This is a genomic window from Modestobacter lacusdianchii (assembly GCF_054177765.1).
In genome coordinates this window covers 65,565-83,726 of the sequence record NZ_JBJJTJ010000017.1, presented here as the reverse complement: position 1 = coordinate 83,726, position 18,162 = coordinate 65,565, and the positions used below count along the sequence as shown (strand labels likewise).

Genomic DNA, 18,162 nt, shown 5'->3' with positions numbered 1-18,162 from the left:
TGGTCGCCGCCGAACTCAACGGCCGACCCCGCCAGACCCTCGGCTGGCGAACCCCCGCCGAAGCCCTCAACGACCTACTCTCACCACCTCAACCAACAGGTGATGCAACGACCGCTTGAACTCACCTGACCTGATCCAACGCTGAGCTCAGCCGCGGGGGTCCCAGGGCTCCCGGCCCGGCGGGAGGTTGGAGCGGTCGGGGGCGATGACCGTGGCCTCCTGCGAGTCCGGCAGCGCCACGGTCGCCGTCGCCCGGTCGAGCACCAGGTCACCGGTGCCGCGCAGCATCGTCTCGCCGCGGAAGAACGCCGGGGCGACCCGGTTCCAGACCACCATCAGCACCAGGCCCAGCACCAGCGAGCCGACGCCGACCACGAACACGCCGCCCACGCCGAACAGCACCGTCTCGCCGTAGTCGGGGTCGGCGTACTCGATGCAGGCGAGGACGAAGACGGCGAGCATGAACAGCCCGCCGAGCAGCGGCAGCACCAGCCGCATCAGCACGTCGCGGACCGAGTGCAGGGAGCGGCGGAACTCCCAGGCGCAGGCGAACCCGGTCAGGCCGTAGTAGAACGCGATCAGCATGCCGGTGGCGGTGATCGAGTCGATCAGCACGTTCTCGCTGACCAGGGTCAGGCCGACGTAGAAGGCGATCGACACCAGCCCCATCCACACCGTGGAGACCGTCGGCGTGAAGTAGCGCGGGTGGATCCGGGCGAAGGAGCGGGGCAGCGCGCCGTAGGCGGCCATGGACAGCGAGCCGCGGGCGGTGGGCAGGATCGTCGTCTGGGTGCACGCCGCCGCTGAGGTGAGCACCGAGATGATCAGCAGCGCCTCGAAGGTGTGCCCGAAGACCCCGCCACCGAAGACCGTCGCCCCCAGCGAGGCGAACACGTCCTCGGCGTTGGCCTCGTTGCCCAGCCCGATGCCCTCGGTGCCGACCCCGGCGAAGGCGACGGTGGCCACCGACACCACGGTGTAGATGCCGACCAGCAGCACCGTGGAGATGATCGCCGCGCGCCCCGGGGAGCGGGTCGGGTTGGCGGTCTCCTCGTTGACGGCGACCGCGGAGTCCCAGCCCCAGTAGATGAAGATGGCCAGCAGCAGTGCCTCGGTCATCGCCGTCCAGCTGACGCCCGAGGGCCACAGCCAGGACAGCGACGGGGTGAGCGAGCCCGCCGGCGCCGTCCCGCCGTACACCTTGACCAGGGCGTAGGCGGCGAAGGCGACCAGGACGACGACCTCGATGGCCAGCAGCACCATCTGCAGCCGCGCCGTCGGCTCGATGCCGCGGTAGCAGATCCAGGTCATCAGGGCGATCCAGCCGACGCCGGCGAGCGTCGTCCAGAAGGCGCTCTCGGCCAGCCCGTCCAGCCCGAGCAGCCGGTACCCGTACGAGCCGGCGATCTGGGCCAGGTTGGCCATCACGATGACGTCGGCGGCGATGATCCCCCAGCCACCCATCCAGCCGGTGCGTGGCCCGAAGGCGCGGGCGGCCCAGGTGAACGTCGTCCCACAGTCGGGCTCGCGCTTGTTCAGCTCGGAGTAGGCGACGGCGATGAGCCACATCGGCACGAAGGCGAGCAGCATGATCGCCGGTGCGTCGACCCCGACCGCGATGACGACGAAGCCCAGGGTCGCGGCGAGGGCGTAGGCCGGTGCGGTGGAGGAGACGCCCAGGACGATCGAGGAGACCAACCCGAGCGCCCCGCTCTTGAGGCCCTTGTCGACGGCGGCACCCTCGACCCGGGTCGGTGCGGAGGACGCGGTGCTCATGGGGCGGTGCTCGTGCGGGGGGTGCTCATGCGGGGGCCGGACGCGCAGTCATGGCACGGTTTATCGCACAGGCCGGTGACCACCCGCGCACCGGACTCCCACCGGACGGGAACGGCGACGTGATCTGCGCCGGGGTGCTTGCTCCAGCCTGTTGCGCGTGACATAACTGCCTGCGGGCCGTTCAGCAGTCAGCGGTCGTCTACCTCCGGCGCAGCCGCCGGGCGATGCGTGGAGTGGGTGGCCGTGGTGGAGCCGACATGGGTCGGCGGCCTGGACGACCTCGAGGGAGCTCGGGTCCGGGCGCAGCTCGCGATCGACGCCGCCGGGATCGGCACGTTCGACTGGGACCTGCGCACCGGCCGGCTGGTCTGGGACGAGCGCCTGATGACGATGTTCGGCTACGACCCGAGCACCTTCGCGCAGACCATCGAGGCGTTCAACGCGCGGCTGCACCCCGACGACCTGGCCCGGGTGTCCGACGCCCTGCAGAGCGCGATCGGCACCTGCGGCGAGTACGAGGCCGACTACCGGATCGTGCTGCCCGGCGGGCACACCCGGTGGATCTCCGCCCGCGGCAGGGCCCTGGGCGGCCCCGAGGGCGGGGCCAGCCGGGTGATCGGGGTGGCCTACGACGTCACCGCGGAGGTGGCCGAGGAGGCCCGGGTCAGCCGCGTGCTGGAGGCGATGCCGGCCGGCTTCTACTCCCTGGACGCCCAGTGGCGCTTCGCCGCGGTGAACGCCGAGGCCGAGCGGCTGCTGGGCCGGCACCGCGACGAGCTGCTCGGCCAGGTCATCTGGGACGCCTTCCCGGCGGCGGTGAACAGCGTCTTCGAGGAGAACTACCGGCAGGCCGTGGCCACCGGCGAGCCGATCGCCTTCGACGCGCACTACCCCGCGCCGCTGGACGGCTGGTACGAGGTGCGCGCCTGGCCGACCCCCGACGGGCTGTCGGTCTACTTCATCGAGGTCACCGAGCGACGCCGGGCGCAGGAGCAGGTCGAGCGGTCCGCCCGCCGGCTCGCGTTGCTGGCCCAGGTGAGCGCCGAGCTCGCCTCCACCCTGGACGCGGGTTCCGCGGTCGCGGCCCTGCCCCGGATCGTGGTGCCCGCGCTCGGTGACTGGTGCATCGTCTCGGTGCTCGACCCGTCGACGGGGGCGCCGACCGACGTCGGCTCGTGGCACCCGGACCCGCAGGTCGCCGCCCGGGTCGCCCGCTACTCGACGTTGCGGCTGGGCGCGCTGCCGGCGGCCGCCCCGGCCGTGTGGTCGATGCGCCACGGGCAGGCGGCGACCGCGACGCTGCCCGAGCTGCTCGACCTGCTGGTGCCCGGCGAGGCCCGCGACCTGCTGGCCGAGCTGGCGCCCGACCGGGTGGTCGCCCTCCCGCTGCGCGGCCGGAGCCGGACCCTGGGGCTGCTCAGCCTGTACTTCGAGGACGGGCGGGTGCCCACCGACGCGGAGCTGGCCACCGCGCAGGACGTCGCCGACCGCGCCGGGCTGGCCCTGGACAACACCCGGCTGTACGGGCAGCAGCAGGCCCTCGCCGAGGGGCTGCAGCGCAGCCTGCTCACCGACCCGCCGGAGCCGGACCACGCGGAGATCGTGGTGCGGTACCTGCCGGCCGTGGAGGCCGCGCGGGTCGGCGGCGACTGGTACGACGCCTTCCTGCAGCCCAACGGCGCGACGATGCTCGTGATCGGCGACGTGGCCGGGCACGACACCGCGGCGGCCGCCGCGATGGGCCAGGTGCGCGGTCTGCTGCGCGGGATCGCCGCCTACAGCGACGCCGGCCCGGCCGAGGTGCTGCGCGGGCTGGACGCCGCGATGACCGTGCTCCAGCTGGACACCCTCGCCACCGCGGCGATCGCCCGGTTCGAGCAGACCGACGACGAGCTCCGGCGCGGGGTGACCCGCATGGTGTGGGCCAACGCCGGGCACCTGCCGCCGCTGGCGATCGACCCCGCGGGCGACGTCGTGGTGCTCGCGGACTGGAAGGCCGACCTGCTGCTGGGCGTCGACCCGACGGTCACCCGCACCGAGCAGGTGGTCACCCTCGACCGCGGGACGACGGTGCTGCTGTACACCGACGGCCTGATCGAGCGCCGGGACAGCGACCTGGACGCCGGCCTCGCCCGGTTGCGCACCCACCTGGCCGACCTGGCGGGCCTGCCGCTGCAGCAGCTGTGCGACGCGCTGATCGAGCGGCTGGTCGACGGCCGCCCCGAGGACGACGTCGCCCTCGTGGCCGTCCGGCTGCACCGGCAGGACCGGCCACGGCCGGTCGAGGCGGGCCCGAACCGGGTGTCCGCCGGCGTGCCGGCGGACCCGGCCACCCCGTGAACGGACGGCGCGACGGACGTCCGCGGGGAGCCACGCTCAGCGTGCCGCGGCCGGTCGGCCTACCGTGGGCCCGGCACTCCGGCGCAGGTCGGACCACGACGACCGGAGGGAGCTCCACCGTGACGACGACCGAGCGGGGCCCCTCCCGGTACGTGCACGACCTGCTGCTGCACGACAGCCCCGAGGAGCTGGCCGCCGGCGCGGTGCCCTTCCTGCGCGCCGGGCTCGACGCCGGGGAGGTCGCGGTGATCGCCACCGACGAGCCCTCGGCGGCGCTGCTGCAGGACGCACTCGGCCCGCACGACCGGCTGCAGGTGCTCAGCCAGGCCGACGTCCACCCCGGGCGCACCCCGGCCGCGATCACCGAGCTGCGCCGGCTGGCCGACCGGTGGGGCGGGGACGAACCGCGGCACGTGCGCATCGTCGGCCAGACCGACTTCGGCGCGACGCCGCGGGACTGGCTGGAGTGGCAGCGCTACGAGGCCGCGGTCAACGAGGTGCTGCGCCCCTGGGGCGTCTGGGGGCTGTGCACCTACGACACGCGGGTGATCCCGGCCGAGGTGGTCGCGACCGGCTTGCGCACCCACCCGCACCTGGTGACCGGCGAGGGCCGGGTGGCCAACCCGGAGTTCGTCGACCCGGCCGGCTTCCTGCGCAGCTTGCCCACGCCGGACGAGCCGCTGGAGCGCACCGAGCCGCTGCTGGACGTGGCCGACGTGCGCGACTACATCGGGCTGCGGCACGCGGTGGGCGGGCGGCTCGCCGCCCTCGACGGCGACCGGGACCGCCTGGAGGACCTGCACCTGGCCATCGACGAGATGAGCTCCAACGCGGTGCGGCACGGTGGCCCGCCGGTGCAGCTGCGGCTGTGGGCGTCGGCCGACCGGGTGGTGTGCACGATCAGCGACGGCGGCACGGGCATGGACGACCCGTTCGCCGGTTACGGCCCGGCCCACGGCGAGGACCTGTCCCGAGGCGGCATGGGGCTGTGGCTGGCCCGGCAGCTGTGCGACCACGTCGACGTCGTCGACGACGGCACCGGCCTCACCGTCCGGCTGACCACCGCCCTGCACTGAGCCAGGCCCGCGCACGCCCCACCGCATACCGCTCCGCGCGCTACCGCAGACCGCTCCGCGCGACGCCCTCCACGAACTGCCGCTGGAAGAACGCGAAGACCGCCAGGATCGGCAGGGTCGACACCAGGGCCATCCCCATCAGCGCCGGGTAGTCGGTGCCGTACTGGCCCTGCAGGAACGCCAGCCCGATCGGGACGGTGAACAGCGACTGGTCGTTGAGCACGATCAGCGGCCAGGCGAACTCGTTCCAGCGGTACATGAAGGTCAGGATCACCAGCACCGCGATCAACGGCCGGCACATCGGCAGCACGATCGACCAGAACACCCGCAGGTGCCCCGCCCCGTCCATCCGGGCGGCCTCCAGCACCTCGTCGGGGATGTTCAGCATGAACTGCCGGCACAGGAAGATGCCGAAGGCCTCCGCGGCCCGGGGCACGATCACCGCCCAGTAGGAGTCGACCCAGCCGAGCCCCGCGACCAGCTGGAACTGCGGAACCATCACCACCTGCACCGGGATCATCAGCGTCGACAGGATCAGCACGAACACCACCTGCCGGCCGCGGAAGCGGTACTTGGCCAGCACGTAGCCGGCGAGCAGGTTCAGCGACACCGACAGCGCCATCGCGACGACGGCGATGGCGGCGGAGTTCAGGAAGAACCGGCCGAAGGGCAGCAGCTCGAACGCCCGCCGGAAGGCCTCCAGGCTGGGCGACTCGGGCCAGAACCGCAGCGGCCCGCTGGTGAGGGTCCCGCCGTCGCTGAGCGCGGTGACGAGCATCCAGTAGAGCGGGAAGAGCATCACCAGCGCGCCCAGGACCAGCGCCGGAGCCCGCCAGGACAGCCACCCCTGCCCACCACGACGGCGACGGCGACGGCGGGCCGGGGCGGGGCGAACGGCGGTGCTCACTGCGCGGCCTCCTGGGCCTTCTGCCGGCGCCACCACAACGCGGTGAGCACCAGGACGAGCAGGTAGGTGACGACGCCGATCGCGGCCGCATAGCCCTGCCGGCGGGCGTCGAACCCCTCGGCGTAGGCGTAGGTCACCAGCATCTCGGTGGCGTTGCCGGGCCCGCCGCCGGTCAGCACGTAGACCACGTCGAAGACCTGGAAGCTCTCGATCACCCCCAGCACGACCAGGAACACCGTGGTCGGCTTCAGCAGCGGGACGACGATGTGCCGCAGCCGCTGCCACGAGCCGGCGCCGTCCATCGCGGCGGCCTCCAGGTACTCGCCGGGGATGCTCTGCAGCGCGGCCAGGTACACCACCATGGCGAAGCCGATCTTGGTCCACACGCTGATCAGCACCAGCGCCGTCATCGCCGGCGCGGCCTCCGACTGCCAGGCCACCGACGGCAGCCCGACCGCCTGCAGCAGCCGGTTGACCACCCCGACGTTCTCGTCGAAGACCCACCGGCCGGCCACCGCCACCACCACGCCGCTGATCACGTAGGGCACGTAGTAGACGGCGCGCAGCAGCCCCCGCCCGCGCAGCGGCCGGTTCATCGCCAGCGCCACGCCGAGCCCCAGCACCAGCGAGACCGGCACCGTGATGCCGGCGTAGACGGCGGTGTTGACCGCCGAGCGCCAGAAGGTGCTGTCGCCGAACAGCTCCCGGTAGTTCTGCGTGCCGACGAAGTCCCGGGGCCCGAAGCCCGAGGAGCTGTAGAGCGACAGCCAGAAGGTCGCCGCCAGCGGCAGCAGCAGGAACACGCCGAACAGCAGCAGGTTCGGCAGCAGCAGCCCCCAGGCCGCGGCGGCGTCCCGGCCGGCTCCCGGGCGCCGGGACCGCCGTCCGGGTGCCGCGGCTGCCGGGAGCACCACCGATGCCTGCGCGGCCGTGGTCACGACAACCGCCCCTCGATGTCGCCGGCCAGGCCGTCGAGCACCTCCGCCGGGTCGTCACCGCCCAGGAACGCCTGTTCCAGCCGGTCGACCAGGGCGGTGTTGACGGCGTTGAACTGCGGCACGGTCACCTGCTCCACCAGCTCCGGGGTGATCGCGGTCGCCTGCTGCACGAACAGCTCCATCAGGTCCGGCCGCAGGGCGTAGTCCAGACCGCGGTCGATGAGCGAGGTCCGGGTGGGGAGCACGACGGCGTCCTGGCAGAACCGGGCCTGCGCCTCGTCACCGCCGAGGAACGCCAGGAAGTCCGCGGCCGCCTCGGCGTTGACCGTCGTGGCCGTGGCCACCACCGCGTTGCCGCCGAGGTCGGCCGACGCCTGCTCGGCGCGGGGCAGGAAGGTGGCGCCGTAGCGCCGGCCCTGCTCGGCCATGAGCGGGTCCAGGGTGGGCAGCAGGAAGTCACCGGCGAACACCATCCCGACGGTGGAGTTGGTGAACAGCTCGTCGGCGTAGGAGCCCTTGGTGCTGGTGGTCGGCGGCACCAGCCCGTCACGGAAGAACGACTGGGTCAGGGCGAGCGCCTCGCGGGCCGCACGGCTGGGCACCGCCGGGCCGGTCAGCTCCTCGTCCAGCAGCCGGCCGCCGGCCTGCTCCACCCAGTTCAGCCAGCGGTAGGCGCCGGCCTGCTGCCAGTTGACCGCGAAGGCGTACTGGCCCGGCCCGGCAGGCAGCCGACCGGCGGCGTCGGTGAACTCCTCCCAGGTCCACGCGTCGTCCATCGTCGTCGGCGGGGTCAGCCCCGCCGCCTCCACCGCCTGGGCGTCGAAGAGGACGAGCGAGGTGTCGGTGTGGTGCGGGATGCCGTACAGCCGGCCCTCGTGGGTGACCGCCCGCCGGAACGCCTCGGCGATGCCGTCGGCCACGCCGGCCGGCAGCCGGTCGGTGAGGTCGAGCAGTGCACCGCCGGCGGCGTAGAGCCCGACGTCCTGGTAGGTCACCCGGAACAGGTCCGGCGCCCGGTCGCTGGCCAGGCCGGCGTCGATGCCGGTGAGCAGCTCCCCGAACGGGACGACGTTGAAGGCCACCGGCACCCCGCTGGACGTCGTCCACTCGTCGGCGAGGGCACGGAAGGCGGCGAGCTCCACGTCCCCGGCCCACAGGGTGAAGCTGAGCCGGCCCTCCTGGCTGCCCGTCCCACCGCCCTGCAGCGCGAACCCGGTGCCGCAGCCGGTGAGCGCGAGCGCGCCGAGCGCGGACCCGGCCAGGAAGCGCCGGCGGGAGAGCGTGGGGAGACGATCGCGTGCTGCGGTGCTGCCGTTGCTGGGCGTCACGCGGCTCACTGTGTCGGCTGCCCGTCGCGCGCGCCACTCGATCGCGGGGCATCTTGTTGCCCGCCGGTCGGTGCGCCTCGGGCACCGCGTGGCGGACCGTGACAGGGTCGCCCTCGCCCGATCCGCTCCCGAGAGGACGACCGTGGAACTGCCCGCCGGACTGCTCGACCTGCTCCGCCGCCCCAGCCCCTGCTTCGTGGCGACCCTGATGCCCGACGGCGCCCCGCAGATGACCCAGACCTGGGTGGACACCGATGGCACCCACCTGGTGATCAACACCGTCGCCGGCTTCCAGAAGGTGCGGAACATGGAGCGGGACGCCCGGGTGGCGCTGAACGTGGCCGACCCGGACGACGTCTCGCGCTACTACGCGGTGCGCGGCCGGGTCGTGTCGATCACCGCGGACGGCGCCGCCGAGCACATCGACCGGCTGGCGCAGAAGTACCTCGGTGGCCCCTACCCGTGGTTCGGCGGCCGGGACCAGACCCGGCTGGTCGTCACCATCGCCGCCGACCGGGTCAGCTCGCCGCAGGGCTGACCAGCGGGTCCCGCGGCATCGTTCCCACGATCCCGCGGTGCCCCGCGCGGGGGATGCGCTCCCGGCGAGTCCCGGCTCACCTGCGGTTTCACCGGCCAGAGCCGCTTAGGATCGCCCGGCGCCCGCCGGCCGGCAACGACGCCCCGGCGGCCCGCACCCCACGTCGGGCGTCGCGCACGGTGCGTGCCCGGAGAAGGAGTCGACTCGTGCGCTGGTCAGCCACACGGAGCACTGCCCCTGCGGTTCCCGAGCCGGTGGAGCCGGTCGAGGTGCCGCAGCCGCGCTCCGCGGCGGCGCCGCGGCCGCACCGGCGGGTCGAGCAGGACGCCAGCATGGAGACCGCCGCCCAGCAGGCCGGGGTGCTGTCCCAGGCCAGCCGCGAGGTCTCCGACACCTCCCGCCAGGCGGCCGAGTCCCTCGCCGAGCTGCGCGCCGCGATCGGTGACATCTCCGCCAGCACCAGCCGCGCCTCGTCGATCGCCGAGGTCGCGGTGCAGGACGCGCAGGCGGTCGACGAGCGGATCACCGCGCTGCAGAACGCCAGTGCAGCGATCACCGAGATCGTGCAGCTGATCTCCGCGATCAGCCAGCAGAGCCGGTTCCTGGCGCTGAACGCCTACGTCGAGGCCGCCCGCGCCGGCGAGGTCGGCCGGGGCTTCGCCGTCGTGGCCGACGAGGTCAAGCAGCTGGCCGGCCGCACGGCGCAGGCCGCCGAGGACATCGGCGCCCAGATCGGCGCCGTGCAGGCCGAGACCCGGCAGGCCGTCGAGGTCATCCAGCGGATCAGCGGCACGCTGGGCTCGATCGCCGAGGCGCAGGACTCCATCGCCGCCGCCGTCGAGCAGCAGCGGGACGCCGCCGACCGGGTGGTGGACAACGTCGACCGGGCCGCCAGCGGCTCGGCACGGATCACCGAGGCCGTCGCGCAGCTGGCCGACAGCCAGCGGCTGGTCTACGTGCGCCGCGCGCTCTCCCTGGCCCAGGACCTGCTGGACGACGAGGGCGGCGCCGCGCTCGGCGACCAGCTGCGGGCGCACACGGTGAAGGAACAGGTCAGCGGCGCCGCGCACACCGCGCAGCTGCCCGAGCTGCTGCTGGGCGGTGCGGTGCTGCCCTGGAACGACGACCCGCACCGCCCCTCGCGGCTGGTCGACGACGTGGTCGCGGCGGTGGGCGGCAGCTGCACGCTGTTCCAGCGCCTGGACGCCGAGGGCAGCATGGTGCGCGTCGCGACGACCGTGGTGAACCCGCAGGGGCGCCGCAACGTCGGCACCTACCTCGCGCGCACCGACGTCACCGGCTCGCCCAACCCGGTGCTGGCCACGGTGCTCTCCGGGCAGGTGTACACCGGCCCGGCCACCGTCGCCGGCAAGCCGTACTTCACCGCGTACGCGGGGGTGCACTCCCCCACCGGCGAGTTGGTCGGCATGCTCTACGTCGGCCTGCCGATCGACGCGCTCTGACCCGCGGACCCCGCTGGGCGGGTCAGCCCAGGGACTCCAGGAGCCCCAGCACGGCCGGGCCGACGACCACGATCATCAGCGCCGGCAGGATGCACACCATCAGCGGGAAGGTGACCTTGACCGGCACCTTCATCGCCTGCTCCTCGGCCCGCTGACGGCGCTTGACGCGCATCTCGTCGGCCTGCACCCGCAGGACGTCGGCGAGCGGGATGCCGTAGACGTCGGCCTGGTTCACCGCGCCGACGAAGCGGCGCAGGTCGGGCACCCGGGTGCGGGCGGCGAGGGCCTCGTAGGCCGCGCGCCGCGGCCGGCCGGCGGCGATGTCGTGCTGGGTGCGCACCAGCTCCTCCGCGAGCGCACCCCGGCCGGTGGTGGCCGCCCGGGACAGCGCGGCCTCGAAGCCCAGGCCGGCCTCCACCGCGATGGTCATCTGGTCCAGCACGTCGGGCAGTTCGCGGCCGATGACCTGCTGCCGTTCCTGACCGCGACCCCACAGCGCGGCCTCGGGCAGGTGGTAGGCGGCCAGCACCGCCACCACGGCGGCCAGCCCGGCCGGGAACCCGGGCGCCTCGAGCAGCACGAGGCCACCGAGCAGCGCCGCGGCGACGGCGAGCCCGAGCTTGGCCCACAGCACGCGGGTCATCGTGAAGCTCGCCGGCCGGCCGGCGACGTCGATCATGCGGCGGATCCGGCGGGCCGCCGACTCGGGCGTCAGGGCGCGGAGGACGGCGCCGGCACCGGTGCCCCGCGCCTCCAGCGTGCCGACCTCGAAGGCGGGTGTGACCAGGCCGCGGGTGAGGTTCTGCCGAGCGACGACCCCGGCCTTGCCGGGGCGGGTCAGTGTCAGGTGGGCCAGGACGGCGACCGGGACGACGAGCGCGGCGACCGCGGCCCACACGAGCGCGGGCATCAGAACCGCACCGTCACGACGCGGCGCACCCAGAGCGCCCCCACGACCATGAGCAGCCCGGCGGTGACCAGCAGCGCCAACCCGGTGCCGTTGTCGACGAGCCGGCCGATGTAGGTCGGTGACACCAGGGCCATCGCCCCACCCACGACGATCGGCAGCGTCAGCAGCACGACGGCCGAGGCGCGCCCCTCCGCCGAGAGCGCCTGCGCCTGGCGGCGGAGCTGGCCGCGGTCGCGGATGGTGGCGCCGACCCGGTCGAGCACCTCGGCCAGGTTGCCGCCGACCTCGCGGTGGATGGCCACGGCCTGCGCGATCCAGGCGAAGTCGTCGCTGCGCATCCGCTCGGCCACCTCGTCCAGCGCGAGGACGACGTCCCGCCCGACCCGGACCTCGTTGAGCACCCGGGCGAACTCCTCGCTCGTGGGCACTGCCCCGTCGTGGGACACCGCCTCCAGCGCCCGGAGCACGCTGTGCCCGGCCCGCAGGCTGCTGGCCATCAGCCGCAGCGTGTCGTCGAGCTGCTCGGCGAAGGCGGTCCGCCGGCGGCGGCTGCGCACCTCGAGGGTGACCACGGCGGCGACCGGGGCGACCAGCGCGAGCAGGAGACCGCCCAGCAGGCCGGAGGCCAGGCCACCGACGACGTCGCCCACCAGCGCGCCGACGACGACCAGCCCGAACACCTGCGCCGGTGGCCGGTGCACGCCGGCCCGCTCCAGCGCGGCGGCCAGGGCGTCCCGGCGGCCGATCCGGCGCAGCGCGCGGTCACCGAGCCGGTGTGCCGCCGCGGCGAGCGCCGGCCGACCGTGCAGCACCGGGGCCGCCGTCGGGTCCAGCCGGGTGACCTCCACCCGGGGACGCCGCGGGACGGCGACCAGCGCGACCAGCAGCGCGAGGGCGAGGGCGGAGGCCGCGACGCCGGCCCAGACGAGCGGGCTCACCGCCCGCTCCCCCGCACCGGCGCCAGGTGCGGCACCCCCAGCACCCGCGGCGGGACGGTGACCCCCCGCTCGGCGAACCGCTCGAGGAACCGCGGCCGGATGCCGGTGGGCACCGCCCGGCCGGGCTCACGGCCCTCCCGCTCACTGCCCCCGGCAGGGTCGCTGCCGGCAGCGTGGTCGAAGACGAAGACGTCCTGCAGCGTGACGGTGTCGCCCTCCAGGCCGAGCACCTCGGTGACGCGGGTGACCCGCCGGCTGCCGTCCCGGAGCCGGGACACCTGGACGATCACGTCGACGGCGGAGGTCACCTGCTCCCGCACCGCGCGCAGCGGCAGGTCCATCCCAGCCATCAGCACCAGCGTCTCCAGCCGGGCGACGGCGTCGCGCGGGGAGTTGGCGTGCACCGTCGACAGCGAGCCGTCGTGGCCGGTGTTCATCGCCTGCAGCATGTCCAGGCTCTCCCCGCCCCGGACCTCACCGACGATGATCCGGTCCGGGCGCATGCGCAGGGAGTTGCGGACCAGGTCGCGGATGCTGATCGCGCCCTTGCCCTCGATGTTGGCCGGTCGCGACTCCAGCCGGACGACGTGCTCCTGCTGCAGCTGCAGCTCGACGGCGTCCTCGATGGTGATGATCCGCTCGCCCTCGGGGATGAAGGAGGAGAGCACGTTGAGCAGCGTCGTCTTCCCGGTGCCCGTGCCGCCGGAGACGATGACGTTGAGCCGGGCCGCCACGCAGGCGCGCAGCAGCTCGGCCATGTCCGCGCTGAGCGTGCCGCCGGCGATCAGGTCGCCGATCTCCAGCGGCCGGCGGGCGAACTTGCGGATGGTCAGCGACGAGCCGCTGAAGGCCAGCGGCGGGATGATCGCGTTGACCCGGGAGCCGTCGGGCAGCCGGGCGTCGACCAGCGGTGAGGACTCGTCGATGCGCCGCCCGACCCGGGACACGATGCGCTCGATGACCCGGCGCAGGTGCTGCTCGTCGGCGAACCCGGCAGCGGTGCGCACGATGCGGCCGCCGCGCTCCACGTAGACGGTGTCCGGGCCGTTGACCATCACCTCGGTGACGTCCGGGTCGTCCAGCAGCGGCTGGAGCGGCCCGTAGCCGAGCACCTCGTCGGTGAGCTCGTGGATGAGCCGCCGCCGGTCCTCCTCCGACAGGGGCGTCGGCTCGTGGGCGATGACCCGCTGGAGGTCGGCGCGCACCAGGGCGTGCAGCTGCTCGTCGGGGATGTCGGCGTCGGACAGCTTGCCGCCGAGCCGCTCGAACAGGGCGCGGCTGGCGCGGTCCTTGAGCTGGGTGAGGGTGTCCGCTCCGGCCGCCGGGCGGGCAGCGGCGTCGGGGTGCACCCCGGTCGTGCCGGCGAGTCGTGACGCCAGGCCGGTGGGCGGCGGGGCGGGGCGGCCCACGACACGGACCACGACGTCGTCGTCCGGCCGGGCGCCGGCAGGGCCGGGCTGTGCCGCGGCGTCACCGCGGACCAGCGCGAGGCGGGCGCTCAGGCTCACCGGGCACCGACCCGACGGCGTCCACGCCGGCCCTGCCCGGCAGCCGTCTGGGGGGCGAACCGGGCGACCAGTGAACGGAGCCCGCGGGTGACCGGGTCCTTGCCGCCGCTGACCAGCAGGGGGACGCCGGTGTTCGTCGACAGCGGGACCGCGTCGTGCCGCGGCAGGACGAGGTCCAGCGGGGCACCGACGGTGCGCTCGACGTCGGCCAGGGCCAGCCCACCGGAGGAGCCGGCGCCGTTGAGCACCAGGTGGCGGCCGGCGGGCACGAGCTGCAGCTCCCCGAGCACGTCGAGCTCCTTGCGCAGCCCGCGCACCCCGGGCACGTCCATGCTGCCGACGAGCACCAGGTCGGTGGCCCGCTCCAGCGCGGTCAGGGTGTGGTCGGTCAGCCCGGGGGCGGTGTCGAGCACCACGTACCGGAACTCCCCACTGAGCATGTCGACCAGGCGGGCGACCTCGGCCGGGGTGACCGCGTCGCCGGCTGCGGGTGAGTCGCTGCCGGCGACGACGTGCAGGCCGGACGGGTGCCGGGTGAGGAAGGTCTTGAGCACCAGCGGGTCGTTGCTCGCCGCGCCGCGCACGGTGTCCGGGAGGGTGAACTCCGGTGCCAGGGCCAGGGCGCTGGCGACGTCACCGAACTGCACGTCCAGGTCGACCAGCACGGTCGAGCCGGGCTCGGCGGCGGCCAGGCCCACGGCCAGGTTGGTGGCGACGGTGGTCTTGCCGACCCCGCCCTTGGGTGAGGCGACGACCACCACCCGGTGGGTGGGCAGGCTGCCCACGGCCGTCGACGCCGCGCGGCGGGTCTCGGCCCGGGCGGCTGCCCGCTCCAGGACGGCGGCGACGTCGGCGGGCCCGGCGTGCGGGGAGAGGACGTCGCGGACGCCAGCGCGCATCGCCTCCAGCCAGAGCTCGGGGTCGGCGAAGGCGACGACGACGACGCTGGTGTCCGGTGCCGCACCGTCGACCTGACCGGCGATGGCGAAGGACTCCTCCAACGGGACCTCGGGCCCCAGCACCACCAGCTGCGGGGCCTCCGGCCCGGCGAGGTGACGGAGCAGGGCGCCGTGTGCCAGCGACTCGACCCCGAGGGCGAGGACGTCGCCGCCGCTGGCCTCGGCGAACCGGGCGACGAGGTCGGCGTCGGCACCGATGGTCAGGACGGTGCTCACTGGTCTGCTCCCGTGGTCGTCGCGGTGGTGCTGTCCAGGGAGGTGTCGGCAGGTCCGGCCGGGTCCTGGAGCGACAGCCACACCGCGCCCCGCTCCATCCCGGCGATGACCACGGCGGCGTCCGCCGGGGTGAGGGCCAGCGTCACCGTGACCGTCTGGGCCGCACCGGTCATCGCCGCCGTCTGACCGTCGGTGCCGTCGACCCGGGTGACGAGCACCTCGCCGACCGCGAGGGCGGTGGTGGTCGGGTCGCCCTGGCTGATGAACACCCCGATCCGGTCTCCGGCGGCCAGTGCCCCGCCCACCGCGCGCTGGGGCTCGAGGGTCAGGCTCACCTCCTCGGTGTTCTCCGGTAGCTCGACCTGGCCGTCGGCGGCCGCCTGCACCGACGGATCGGCGAAGCGGGCGAAGACCAGCTGCTCGCCCTTCACCAGCGCGGTGGTCGTGGTCAGGCCGGCCACGTCGGCGAGGTCCTCGACGGAGCCGGTGACGACCAGGCGACTGGGCACCTCCGCGATCGTCACCAGGTCGGCGACGTCCTCGGCCGGCGTGCCCGCCGAGACGTCCTGCTCGGCGACCAGCACCGGGACCAGCACGGCGCCGGCCTCGGCGCGCGCGTCGGCGCCCCGGACGTAGCTGACCAGGACGACGGCACCGAAGGCCGCCAGGGCGAGTGCCGCGAGGGCGGCGAGGACGCGACGCATGGTGGTCATCCCTGAGGAGTGAGGCTGATGGAGGTGGCGCCCAGGTCGGCCGCCGGCGCGGTGCTGGTGCTGCTGGCCGGGGCACCCGCGACGACGGCGCGGGTGAAGTAGCCGTAGAAGACCGGCTCGCTCGAGGTGAGCTGGTAGCCGGTGAGGTGGAAGAGCGCGTAGCCGTAGACGTGCGCGCGGTTGCCGAAGATCCAGCCGTCGACGTAGTCCCAGACCGGGATCTGCAGGTCGGTGCCGATCAGGCTGTCGAGGTGCGACGCCGAGCACCGGTTGGGCAGCACGCTGCTCCAGATGCTGATGCCGATGAACTGACCCACCGAGGACGTCGACCGGCACACGGTCGAGGAGTCCGTCCCGGTGAGCGCGTGCCCACCGCCGAACACGAGCCCGCCGCCGGGCCCGGTGCACAGCGACAGCCAGCCGAGCTCCCAGTCCAGCCGGCGCGGGACCGTGCTGGTCAGCGGGTACTTCGCGATCTGCTGCTTGTACTCGCACCAGGAGATCGCCAGCGGCAGCTGGGCGACACCGGTCGACATCGCCCGCCAGGTGGCCGTCGCGGTCGCGGTGACCCGGGTGGAGTCGATGCCGAGCACGGGGGCGAACCAGTGCGCCTGGTCGGCGCTCACCGTCACGGTGACCGTGTTCCCGGTGAGCGCGACGTCGGGGGTGCGCAGGGTGGCGCCGGCCGCGTCGGCGGCGCCGGCGTTCGCGGTCAGCGCGGCGGTCGCCGTCGCGACGGGGTTGGCGCAGGCGCCGCGCGCGCAGTCGGTGGCGACGGCCAGGGCTGCCGAGTCGGCGGCGTTGCGGAGCTGCTCGCGGTCAGCGTACAGCGAGGCGACGTCCACCGCGATGGCGGCGAACCCGAGCAGCGGCACGAGCATGAGCGCCACCATCACCGCGACGGCTCCACGCTCGTCGGCCAGCCGCCGCGGCCCGAGGAGCCGCAGCAGCCGAGAGGTCAGCCGCATCGCATGGCCGCCCGGCCGGTCAGGGTGATGCCCGAGGACCCGAGCACCCCGCCGAGGAACGTCTGGCGGTGGGTGACGGTCACCGTCACCGTGGTGCCGGCCGCCGCACCCACGCAGGTGAGCGGGGTGATGCTGATGGCGGAGGTCGGGACGCCCAGCGACCCGGCCGCCGACTGCACGATCGACAGCGCGGACGCGGCCGTGCCCGCCGTGGCGATGGTGCGGGCACCCTCACGGGCGGCCGCGGCCAGCGTGGCCTGGGTGTTGAAGGCCTTGCTGAACTCCATGATCCCCACGAGCAGCAGCAACAGCAGCGGGACGACCAGCGCGAACTCGACCGCCGCCGCGCCCCGCTCGCCGAAGAGCCGGCGAGCGGGACGGCGGTGGAGCCGGGCAGGGCGTCCGGGCACGGAGCTGCTCCTGTCGTGGAAGGCGGGAGAGGGGGTCAGCTCTTGGGCGCGGACGTCGGAGTGCTGAGGGTGATGCTGTTGAACAGCGCCTCCAGCTTCGAGCCGAAGACCAGGACGGCAGCCGCGACCACCAGCGCGATGGCGCCGACGAGGATCGCGTACTCGACGGCGGAGGCGCCCTTCTCCTCCTTGACGGTCCGCAGCCGGTCCGCGGCACGGTCGACGGTGACGACGGACAGGGCGTGCAGCGTCTGGAACAGGCTGACCAACGTGATCTCCTGGGGAACCGACCGTCGACTGAGCGGGTCGGTTGACCCGGGTCGCGGTCCTCCCCCCGTTGATCGACCGTGCACGACCGACTCCGCAGCCGGGGCCCGCCGGCCTCACCCGCCCGGGTGACGCGGGTCGGCCGGTCAGGAGAGCGGCAGTGCCCACTCCCCCGCGAGCAGCGCCGCGAGCAGGGCGCCGACCAGCAGCGCGGGCCCGAACGGCAGACCGGTGCTCCGGTCCACCCGACGGGCGGCGAGCAGCCCCAGCCCGACCAGCGCCTGCAGCAGGAAGCCGACGAAGAAGCCGGCGAGGACGACAGACCACCCCAGCCAGCCCAGGTACAGGCCGAGCAGCGCAGCCAGCTTGACGTCGCCCATGCCCAGGCCGCTCGGGCTGATCAGCGCCATGGCCAGGAGCACCGCGAACGCCGCTCCCCCGGCCAGCAGCGCCCGGCCACCGGCCGACCAGTCGCCGTCGACGGCGGCGGCCAGGCCCAGCAGGGCGACCCCGCCGATCACCCCGGGCAGCAGCACCCGGTTGGGCAGCAGCTGCTCGCGCAGGTCGACGACGGCCAGCAGCAGGCCGACGGCGGCGAACCACAGCCAGGCGGCGAGCTGTGGGCTCCAGCCGAACCGGAGGGTGACCGCGGCCGCGCAGAGCGCCCCGGCCAGCTCCGGCCACGGCGCCCCGACCGCCCGCGCCCGCCGGTCGACCCGCACCGCGACCCGGCCGTCCCCGGCGGGCCGTCGGGACGCCACGAGTGCCACCGAGTCGGCGGCACGGCCGACGAGGGCACCGCCCAGCCCGGCGACCAGCGCGGCCAGCAGGGCGCTGCTCACGTCAGGCGGGGGCGGGTCGGCGGGCGCACGCCGGACAGGGTGACACGCAGGCGCCGTCGACCCGG

The 18,162-nt window shown here is 74.4% G+C and carries 17 protein-coding genes; 4 read left to right on the top strand and 13 right to left on the bottom strand.

Annotation, left to right across the window (positions count from 1 at the left end; translation table 11 throughout):
* Positions 1–147: 147 nt before the first annotated feature.
* A complete protein-coding gene (locus ACJTNH_RS13670; protein ID WP_458176533.1) occupies positions 148–1,776 on the bottom strand; it encodes an APC family permease in 1,629 nt (542 codons plus the stop codon).
* A 243-nt stretch (positions 1,777–2,019) separates the two neighbouring features.
* Between ACJTNH_RS13670 and ACJTNH_RS13665 the strand changes: the two genes are divergently transcribed.
* Together ACJTNH_RS13665 and ACJTNH_RS13660 are read left to right on the top strand one after the other, a co-directional pair.
* Positions 2,020–4,116: a SpoIIE family protein phosphatase gene (locus ACJTNH_RS13665; RefSeq protein ID WP_458176531.1), complete on the top strand. Its 2,097-nt coding sequence runs from the start codon at positions 2,020–2,022 to the stop codon at positions 4,114–4,116.
* Between the two features lie 119 nt (positions 4,117–4,235).
* The gene (locus ACJTNH_RS13660) at positions 4,236–5,192 is read left to right on the top strand and encodes an anti-sigma factor RsbA family regulatory protein (RefSeq protein WP_458176529.1); all 957 of its coding nucleotides are present in this window, start codon (positions 4,236–4,238) and stop codon (positions 5,190–5,192) included.
* Positions 5,193–5,232: 40 nt separating this feature from the next.
* Here the strand turns inward: ACJTNH_RS13660 and ACJTNH_RS13655 are convergent, their stop codons facing one another.
* From ACJTNH_RS13655 to ACJTNH_RS13645, 3 genes are read right to left on the bottom strand one after another with little or no spacing between them, the layout of a single operon-like run.
* Positions 5,233–6,099: a carbohydrate ABC transporter permease gene (locus ACJTNH_RS13655; protein ID WP_458176527.1), complete on the bottom strand. Its 867-nt coding sequence runs from the start codon at positions 6,097–6,099 to the stop codon at positions 5,233–5,235.
* Positions 6,096–7,037 (bottom strand): carbohydrate ABC transporter permease, encoded by a 942-nt coding sequence (locus ACJTNH_RS13650; RefSeq protein WP_458176525.1) that lies wholly within the window; start codon positions 7,035–7,037, stop codon positions 6,096–6,098. The genes ACJTNH_RS13655 and ACJTNH_RS13650 overlap by 4 nt, the downstream gene beginning before the upstream one ends.
* Positions 7,034–8,365 (bottom strand): ABC transporter substrate-binding protein, encoded by a 1,332-nt coding sequence (locus ACJTNH_RS13645; protein WP_458176523.1) that lies wholly within the window; start codon positions 8,363–8,365, stop codon positions 7,034–7,036. The genes ACJTNH_RS13650 and ACJTNH_RS13645 overlap by 4 nt, the downstream gene beginning before the upstream one ends.
* 142 nt (positions 8,366–8,507) lie before the next feature.
* On the opposite strand from ACJTNH_RS13645, the gene ACJTNH_RS13640 reads away from it, so the two are divergent.
* The gene (locus tag ACJTNH_RS13640; RefSeq protein ID WP_458176521.1) at positions 8,508–8,903 is read left to right on the top strand and encodes a PPOX class F420-dependent oxidoreductase; all 396 of its coding nucleotides are present in this window, start codon (positions 8,508–8,510) and stop codon (positions 8,901–8,903) included.
* A gap of 269 nt (positions 8,904–9,172) precedes the next feature.
* Positions 9,173–10,366 carry a Cache 3/Cache 2 fusion domain-containing protein gene (locus ACJTNH_RS13635; RefSeq protein WP_458176519.1) on the top strand — a complete coding sequence of 398 codons (1,194 nt, stop codon included), beginning with the start codon at positions 9,173–9,175 and terminating at the stop codon, positions 10,364–10,366.
* A 22-nt stretch (positions 10,367–10,388) separates the two neighbouring features.
* Here the strand turns inward: ACJTNH_RS13635 and ACJTNH_RS13630 are convergent, their stop codons facing one another.
* The 9 genes from ACJTNH_RS13630 to ACJTNH_RS13590 all read right to left on the bottom strand — a co-directional run bounded on the left by ACJTNH_RS13630 (position 10,389) and on the right by ACJTNH_RS13590 (position 18,097).
* The gene (locus tag ACJTNH_RS13630) at positions 10,389–11,276 is read right to left on the bottom strand and encodes a type II secretion system F family protein (protein ID WP_458176517.1); all 888 of its coding nucleotides are present in this window, start codon (positions 11,274–11,276) and stop codon (positions 10,389–10,391) included.
* Complete coding sequence (locus tag ACJTNH_RS13625; protein ID WP_458176515.1) at positions 11,276–12,214, bottom strand: type II secretion system F family protein; 939 nt, start codon at positions 12,212–12,214, stop codon at positions 11,276–11,278. The genes ACJTNH_RS13630 and ACJTNH_RS13625 overlap by 1 nt, the downstream gene beginning before the upstream one ends.
* Positions 12,211–13,722 carry a CpaF family protein gene (locus ACJTNH_RS13620; protein ID WP_458176513.1) on the bottom strand — a complete coding sequence of 504 codons (1,512 nt, stop codon included), beginning with the start codon at positions 13,720–13,722 and terminating at the stop codon, positions 12,211–12,213. The genes ACJTNH_RS13625 and ACJTNH_RS13620 overlap by 4 nt, the downstream gene beginning before the upstream one ends.
* Entirely contained in the window at positions 13,719–14,897 is a 1,179-nt protein-coding gene (locus tag ACJTNH_RS13615) for an AAA family ATPase (protein ID WP_458176512.1), read from the bottom strand. The genes ACJTNH_RS13620 and ACJTNH_RS13615 overlap by 4 nt, the downstream gene beginning before the upstream one ends.
* Entirely contained in the window at positions 14,894–15,610 is a 717-nt protein-coding gene (gene cpaB, locus ACJTNH_RS13610) for a Flp pilus assembly protein CpaB (protein WP_458176510.1), read from the bottom strand. The genes ACJTNH_RS13615 and cpaB overlap by 4 nt, the downstream gene beginning before the upstream one ends.
* Positions 15,607–16,578, bottom strand: coding sequence for a pilus assembly protein TadG-related protein (locus ACJTNH_RS13605; RefSeq protein ID WP_458176508.1), 972 nt, complete (start codon positions 16,576–16,578; stop codon positions 15,607–15,609). The genes cpaB and ACJTNH_RS13605 overlap by 4 nt, the downstream gene beginning before the upstream one ends.
* Positions 16,569–16,988 carry a TadE/TadG family type IV pilus assembly protein gene (locus ACJTNH_RS13600; protein WP_458176505.1) on the bottom strand — a complete coding sequence of 140 codons (420 nt, stop codon included), beginning with the start codon at positions 16,986–16,988 and terminating at the stop codon, positions 16,569–16,571. Before ACJTNH_RS13600 ends, ACJTNH_RS13605 begins: the two co-directional genes overlap by 10 nt.
* Before the next feature lie 35 nt (positions 16,989–17,023).
* The gene (locus ACJTNH_RS13595) at positions 17,024–17,257 is read right to left on the bottom strand and encodes a Flp family type IVb pilin (RefSeq protein WP_458176503.1); all 234 of its coding nucleotides are present in this window, start codon (positions 17,255–17,257) and stop codon (positions 17,024–17,026) included.
* A gap of 144 nt (positions 17,258–17,401) precedes the next feature.
* Positions 17,402–18,097 carry a prepilin peptidase gene (locus ACJTNH_RS13590; protein ID WP_458176501.1) on the bottom strand — a complete coding sequence of 232 codons (696 nt, stop codon included), beginning with the start codon at positions 18,095–18,097 and terminating at the stop codon, positions 17,402–17,404.
* Between the last annotated feature and the right edge of the window lie 65 nt (positions 18,098–18,162).